Genomic DNA, 4441 nt, shown 5'->3' with positions numbered 1-4441 from the left:
CCACACCCGCCCCGGCCGACTGGTATTCGCCCGCCGAACTCAACGTCTTCAGGCTGTCCAGCAAGTCGCACTGGGACGTCCCGATCCGGGTCGGGAGCCGCACGGTGCACCTGCTGGCCTCGCACCCGACGCCGCCGTCCTTCGACGGACCGGAGGACCGCAACGGCCGCCGCAACCACGACGAGATCCGGTTCTGGGCGGACTACGTGCAGCCGGGCAAGCGGTCGGCGTACATCTATGACGACAAGGGCCGGTACGGCGGCCTGGCGGGCGGCGCCGCCTTCGTCATCGCCGGGGACCAGAACAGCGACCCGGCCGACGGCGACTCCGTTCCGGGCGCGATCCAGCAGTTGATCAAGCACCCGCGGATCACCGACCCGAGGCCGACGTCGGCGGGTGGCCCAGAGGCCGCAGTACTGCAGGGTGGTGCGAACGCGTCCCACCAGACCAACCCGAAGTACGACACCGCGGACTTCTCCGACTCCCCCTCGCCGGGCAACCTGCGCGCCGACTACGTGTTGCCGTCGCGCCAGCTCAAGGTGCGGGGGACCGGGATCTTCTGGCCGGTGCAGGCTGACCCGTTGTCGCGGCTCACCGGGGTGTTCCCGTTCCCGACCAGCGACCACCGCCTGGTCTGGCTGGACCTCCGCCGTCCCTGAATGTCGGCGGCGGGCCCTAGGCTCGGCCGGGTGACAGGGATCGGAGTCTTTGAGTTCTCAGCAGTGCTCTGGGTGCAGGAGGGCAATGCCCAGTGGCACTTCATCACGCTGCCGGGCGAGATCAGCGACGATATTCGCCAGCTCACCGGCAGCACGCAGCGCGGCTTCGGCTCGGTCCGGGTGTCGGTCACCGTGGGAAGCACGACCTGGCAGACGTCTGTGTTCCCGGACAGCAAGACGGGTGCTACGTGCTCCCGACGAAGAAGCCCGTCCGCCTCGCCGAGGACCTCGTGGCGGGAGCCACTGTCGCCGTACAGCTGGAAGTCCTGGACCTGTAGGAAGATCGCGGAAGTGGATTGTCTGCGGACTGGTTTAGCGTGACGGCCATGGCTGATTTCACGGATACGCCTGGCAAGGAGTTCCTGGGGGATCCGAGTCCCTGGGACGCGCGCGACCTGGCACCATCGCCGGTACGCCGAGCGTGACCTCGACGCACTGCAGTCCGATGTCGAGGCGACCCCGGTGGTTCCGACGTAGGCAGTGACAAGGTCCAGCGGACGAGGAGGAGAAGCGGATGAAATACATGCTGTTGATCTACGGGAACCAGGAGACCTGGGACGCGCTGAGCGAGCTCGGCCTCGACAACGTGATGGCGACCCACCAGCAGCTGAGTGAGGATCTGACCGCGGCCGGCGAGATGATCGACACCATGGGGCTGACGGTCGAAGGCGCCCAGGTCCTCCGGATCCAGGACGGTCAGATCCTGGTCACGGACGGCCCCTTCAGCGAGTCGAAGGAGGTCCTCGCCGGCTACTACCTGGTGGACTGCGCCAGCCCTGAACGGGCGGCCGAGATCGCCGCCAGACTCCCCGAGGCCCCCTACTCCCCCATCGAGATCCGCCCGGTTCCCAAGGACTGGTCACCCCGCTGAGTGGTAGACATCGGGGATGGGACAGGCCTTGGACCAACGCGTGGTGGACGCCGCGGCCGAGTGGGTCTGGGTGCCACCGGACGCGGAGGAGTTCAGCGGGCCGGAGTACCGGCTGACGGTCTACCCGGAGCGGGTGAGCGTCCAGTGGTCGGCGACGAGCCGCCCGGTCGCGGAGCTGATCGCCGAGATCCGTGAACGCGCGCGCTCAACAGGCAAGCTCGTACTGCGCTGGTGGGTGAACGGCCGGACCGTGCCTCCGGAGACCGCCACGGCGCTCGAGGAACACGGCTTCCGGCAGGTGGAGACCGTCGAAGTACTGGCTCGCAGTCTCGACGACGCTGACGAGTTGCGCGCGATCCTCGACGTACCGCAGGACGTGATCGTCAGGCCGGCCGACGACCCGGCGAGCATCCGGCTCGCGGGCGAGATCGATGCGGAGGTCTTCGGCGGGTCGCCACCCACCCCGCGGCAGCTCGCCGACGAGATCGCGATCGCGGCCAAGGCGGTGGCCACCGGCAACTACCCGATCCGCCGCTACCTCGCCTACCTCGACGACAAGCCGATCGGTTCCGCGGGCTACAGCCTCGCCGGCAACGCATTGCGCCTCTGGGGTGCAGGCGTCCTCCCAGCAGCCCAGGGTCGCGGCGCCTACCGCGCGCTGCTGCTCGCTCGCTGCCTCGACGGCATCGACCAAGGCGGCACCCTCGCCCTGGTCAAAGGCCGCGTCACCACCTCCGCCCCAGTCCTCCGCCGCGCCGGCTTCCTTGCCTACGGCACCGAACGCTGCTTCCAGGAACCCAACATCTGAGGACCCCGCAGTTGCTACTGCTGCATTCTCGGATCGTGTGTGGGGTCGGCGTACAGGGGAGGGCAACCACGATCGATCGCCGCGGGGCGTAGTTCGTAGTGCCAGGGCTCGTTGCGGTAGATCTGGCACAGTCCGTACTTGGCGCCGTTCTCGGACAGCCACGCCGTGGCATCGAAGCGCCCGATGTCGACCGCGGCTCCGGCCACGTGAGGAGACGTGTCCACGGTGGCCACCCATCGAGCAGCTTCCTCTTCCGAGCCGTACTTCGAGATCGCCTCGCGCAGAAGCTGATTCTGGTACTCCGGGGAACGCCAGCCGCTGTTGACGTAGAACTCGACGCCATCGTCAGCTGCATCCGTCGCCGCATCGCGCAGAGCCTGGAGCAGCTCGGGGTCGAGATTGGCTACGCCGGGATAGTGGTCATCAAAGACGGTCACCCCGTCGGGGAGAGCGCCGTCAGCCTCGGTAGCCGTACCACCGTGATCGCCACTGAGGACTTCGCCGAGCGAGGGCGCCGACGATGCCGACCGATAGACGAGGGTCCCGAGGATCGCGGCGGTGACGACGACCACGCCGACGGCGTACGGTCTCAGAGTCCTGCGGGACCTCGTTCGTGCTGCTGCCGTTTGACTCATGCCGCCAAGTCAAGGCAGCGCGGTGTTGCCGGCACGTATCCGGTTTTCGATATGCGAACGATATGCACCGGTCCGTAGCATCGAGATCATGCGTGTGCTGGTCGTCGAGGATGAGCCCTACATGGCAGAGGCCATCCGCGCTGGGTTGCGCCTGGAAGCGATCGCGGCCGACCTCGCCGGTGACGGTGACACCGCGCTGGAACTGCTGAGCATCAACGCCTACGACATCGCTGTCCTCGACCGCGACATTCCCGGGCCGTCCGGTGACGAGATCGCCAAACGCATCGTTGCCTCCGGCAGCGGCATGCCGATCCTCCTGCTCACCGCTGCCGACCGGCTCGACGACAAGGCGTCCGGGTTCGAACTCGGCGCCGACGACTACCTCACCAAGCCGTTCGAGCTGCAAGAGCTCGTGCTCAGGCTCAGAGCGCTCGACCGCAGGCGCGCCCACAACCGGCCACCCGTGCGGGAGATCGCGGGCCTGCGCCTGGATCCGTTCCGCCGTGAGGTCTACCGCGACGGCCAGTACGTCGCGCTGACCAGGAAGCAGTTCGCCGTGCTCGAGGTCCTCGTCACTGCCGAAGGCGGTGTGATCAGCGCCGAAGAGCTGCTGGAACGGGCATGGGACGAGAACGCCGACCCCTTCACCAACGCCGTGCGCATCACGGTTTCGGCTTTGCGTAAACGCCTCGGAGAACCTTGGATCATCGCCACCGTGGCCGGGGCCGGGTATCGCATCGACACAGCACCCGGCACCGGAGACGAGGGCAGCGACCGTGGATAGGCAGCCTGGTTTGAGCGTTCGCCTCAAACTCACCCTCAGCTATGCCGGGCTCGTCATGCTCGCAGGTGCCTTGCTGCTTGCGGTCGTGTGGGCGTTCCTGCTGCGTTACGTCCCCGAGGTGATCACCACCCCGCCGCCCGGGTCCGGATTTCAGCCGGGATGGATGTACGGACCTGACCGCTCCGACCTGCTGGTCGCTTTCGTGCCGAAGGCAACCATCATGCTGGTGCTCCTGCTGGGCTTCAGCCTGCTGGGAGGATGGATCCTCGCCGGCAGCATGCTCGCGCCGCTGACTCGCATCACCAATGCCGCCCGCCTGGCCACGAACGGGTCGCTCGCCCACCGGATCCAGTTGGAAGGCCGCCAAGACGAGTTCCGCGAACTCGCCGACGCCTTCGACACCATGCTCGCGCGGCTCGAAGCACACGACGCCGAACAGCAGAGATTCGCGGCCAACGCCTCCCACGAACTGCGCACCCCACTGGCGATCACGCAGACGCTTCTCGACGTGGCCCGCAACGACCCGAACCGCGAAAGCAGCGAACTCGTCGAACGCCTCCACTTCGTCAACACCCGAGCGATCGACCTCACCGAAGCAATGCTCCTGCTCAGCCGCACCAACCA

7 protein-coding genes are annotated in these 4441 nt (G+C 67.3%); 6 read left to right on the top strand and 1 reads right to left on the bottom strand.

The features are described from left to right. The 4 genes from VFG33_RS13975 to VFG33_RS13960 all read left to right on the top strand — a co-directional run. Positions 1 to 659 (top strand): endonuclease/exonuclease/phosphatase family protein (locus VFG33_RS13975; protein WP_325026346.1); only part of this gene is annotated, 659 nt, incomplete at its 5' end. 30 nt (positions 660 to 689) lie between these two features. Then, positions 690 to 1040, top strand: a complete 351-nt coding sequence (locus tag VFG33_RS13970) for a DUF1905 domain-containing protein (RefSeq protein ID WP_325026344.1) — start codon at positions 690 to 692, stop codon at positions 1038 to 1040. Positions 1041 to 1233: 193 nt separating this feature from the next. Beyond that, entirely contained in the window at positions 1234 to 1590 is a 357-nt protein-coding gene (locus tag VFG33_RS13965) for a YciI family protein (protein ID WP_325026342.1), read from the top strand. A gap of 16 nt (positions 1591 to 1606) precedes the next feature. Further along, positions 1607 to 2398: a GNAT family N-acetyltransferase gene (locus VFG33_RS13960; protein WP_325026340.1), complete on the top strand. Its 792-nt coding sequence runs from the start codon at positions 1607 to 1609 to the stop codon at positions 2396 to 2398. A gap of 14 nt (positions 2399 to 2412) precedes the next feature. Here the strand turns inward: VFG33_RS13960 and VFG33_RS13955 are convergent, their stop codons facing one another. After that, the gene (locus tag VFG33_RS13955; RefSeq protein ID WP_325026338.1) at positions 2413 to 2970 is read right to left on the bottom strand and encodes a M15 family metallopeptidase; all 558 of its coding nucleotides are present in this window, start codon (positions 2968 to 2970) and stop codon (positions 2413 to 2415) included. A 151-nt stretch (positions 2971 to 3121) separates the two neighbouring features. Here VFG33_RS13955 and VFG33_RS13950 point away from each other — a divergent pair, with 151 nt between their 5' ends. Both VFG33_RS13950 and VFG33_RS13945 read left to right on the top strand, forming a co-directional pair. After that, positions 3122 to 3817 (top strand): response regulator transcription factor, encoded by a 696-nt coding sequence (locus VFG33_RS13950; RefSeq protein WP_325026336.1) that lies wholly within the window; start codon positions 3122 to 3124, stop codon positions 3815 to 3817. A gap of 10 nt (positions 3818 to 3827) precedes the next feature. Next, the coding region (locus VFG33_RS13945; RefSeq protein ID WP_325026334.1) for a HAMP domain-containing protein at positions 3828 to 4441 on the top strand (614 nt) is incomplete at its 3' end.

The organism is Kribbella sp., assembly GCF_035687465.1.
GTDB lineage: Bacteria > Actinomycetota > Actinomycetes > Propionibacteriales > Kribbellaceae > Kribbella.
Note: the sequence above shows the minus strand (reverse complement) of the source record. Positions and strands in the feature narration are given on the sequence as shown.

Excerpts from the sequence above, each read along its gene's own strand:
- VFG33_RS13965 (WP_325026342.1), top strand. The coding sequence starts at position 1,234 with ATGAAATACATGCTGTTGATCTACGGGAACCAGGAGACCTGGGACGCG.
- VFG33_RS13960 (WP_325026340.1), top strand. The coding sequence starts at position 1,607 with ATGGGACAGGCCTTGGACCAACGCGTGGTGGACGCCGCGGCCGAGTGG.
- VFG33_RS13950 (WP_325026336.1), top strand. The coding sequence starts at position 3,122 with ATGCGTGTGCTGGTCGTCGAGGATGAGCCCTACATGGCAGAGGCCATC.